The sequence below is a fragment of the Mycobacterium sp. genome (assembly GCF_039583785.1).
Taxonomy (GTDB): Bacteria; Actinomycetota; Actinomycetes; order Mycobacteriales; family Mycobacteriaceae; genus Mycobacterium.
Genome location: NZ_JAVKSG010000197.1, coordinates 1 through 1,952, shown reverse-complemented (window position 1 = coordinate 1,952; position 1,952 = coordinate 1). Strand labels below are relative to the sequence as shown.

General features: G+C 62.9%; 2 protein-coding genes. Both read left to right on the top strand.

Going from position 1 to position 1,952, the window contains the following annotated elements; translation table 11 throughout:
- Positions 1-1,137: FAD/NAD(P)-binding oxidoreductase (locus tag ABDV69_RS21345; RefSeq protein WP_343577828.1), on the top strand; the 1,137-nt coding region annotated here is incomplete at its 5' end.
- Between the two features lie 231 nt (positions 1,138-1,368).
- A partial coding sequence (locus ABDV69_RS21340) for an FAD-dependent oxidoreductase (RefSeq protein WP_343577826.1) occupies positions 1,369-1,952 on the top strand: 584 nt, incomplete at its 3' end.

Genomic DNA, 1,952 nt, shown 5'->3' with positions numbered 1-1,952 from the left:
GGAGCTGGCATCGGCGGGCTCAGCGCCATCCACGAGCTAAAGCAACACCAAAGTCTGGGCAACGACGACCTCGACGTCACCCTTATCGACAACGACTTCACGCATTTCATCGGCTTCACCCTGCCGTGGATCATGCGGGGATGGACAACCCCCCAGCAAGCCTCCATCACACCCAGCCAGCAATTCCTCCGCGGCGTGCACACCATCACCGGCACTGTTACAGCGATCGACTCGCAAAGCAAAACGGTCACCGGCGATAACTTCGAAACCAGTTACGACGCGCTGATCGTGGCCCTGGGCGCGAAGAACAACCCAAGCGCAATCCCCGGCCTGGGACAAGCGGCGGCCGCCGGCATGGCTCATCACTGCTACAGCATCCAGGACGCAGCCCACGCGCACCGCGCGCTCGCTGCGTTCGCCGGTGGGAAAATCGTGGTGCTTGTCCCTTCGTTGCCCTTCCGCTGCCCGCCGGCGCCCTACGAAGTAGCGATGCTCATCGCTGACTACCTCACCGAACACGGCCGCCGACAAAACACCCAGATCGAGATCTTCACCTGCGAACCCCGACCCATGCCCGGAGCAGGGCCAAGCCCCGGACCGCAGGTCCAGGCTTTCTTATCCGAAGCCGGCATCGGTTTTCATCCCAACATGGGTTGCGGTGGCGTCGACGTGGCAAATAAGAAGATCGACTTCGCTGACGGCGCATTCGCGGATTTCGACCTGCTTTTTTTCATCCCACCCCACCAACCGTCCCTGAGCATCGACGGCGAGCAAAACTGGATCGCGGTCGACCCTCAAACCCTCGCGACCAAAAAAGACGGAATCTGGGCGATAGGCGATGTCGCCACCATAACCACGCCATCAGGCGCCCCAGTTCCGAAGGCGGCGATCATGGCCAAAGGCCAGGCTCGTACCGCAGTCCACAATGTCTTGCACTACCTAGACCTCGCGCCAGCAGACACGATATTCGACGGACACGCGTACTGCATTGTCGACACCGGTGGCCACAAAGCTGCCCGAGGCATCGGAGACTTCTATGCGCTGCCAGCTCCCGCAGTCGAACTGGGCCAACCAACAACTGGGTTACACGAACTCAAAAAGCAAGAAGAACGCGACTGGAACGACCTATTGGCGTAGGAAGATCACGGCACGGCTGGACTCTCGACCATTAGCCCTAACACCACGTCGGAACATGCACCGAAACCACGTCAGAATAATGCCGGTTCAGGAGGAATTCATTGACATACGTTGCCTACGGTCATAGATGTCAACCTGACACAGTTAGTAGCACGGAGTTCAGGGACGCAAGGCGGCCACATCCGGGTCAGCAGCGTCGACCAAAACACCCCGAGAACTTGGAGCCAAACGATGCCCACTGATTTCGATGCGATCGTCATCGGCGCCGGCCCCGGCGGTGAGGCCGCCGTCTCCCGCCTTGTTGAGGGCGGGCTACGGGTCGCCCTGATCGAACGCGAACTCATCGGCGGCGAATGCGCCTACTGGGCCTGCATCCCCTCCAAAACCTTGCTGCGCCCGCCCGAGGCCCGCGCCGAGGCCGCGCACAGCGCCGGCCTTTCTGAACCCAAGCTGGAGTGGCCGGCCCTGCGCGACTACCGCGACTACATGATCCGCCACCTCGATGACACCGCCCAGATCGACGGCTACCGCACGCAGGGCGTCACCGTCGTCAAAGCCACCGCCCGCCTGACCGGCCGGGGCCCCTGGCGCATCGACGCCGACAAACAGCACCTGACCGCCGAGCACATCGTGATCGCCACCGGCTCCCAGCCGCTGCGCCCGACCGTCGACGGCCTAGACCAGGTGAAGGTGTGGACCAACCGGGAGGCCACCACCCTGCGGGAGATCCCGCCACGTGCGGTGATGATCGGCGGCAGCGCGGTCGGTGTGGAGCTGGGCCAGTTCCTGGCCCGCATGGGCACCCGCGTCACCCT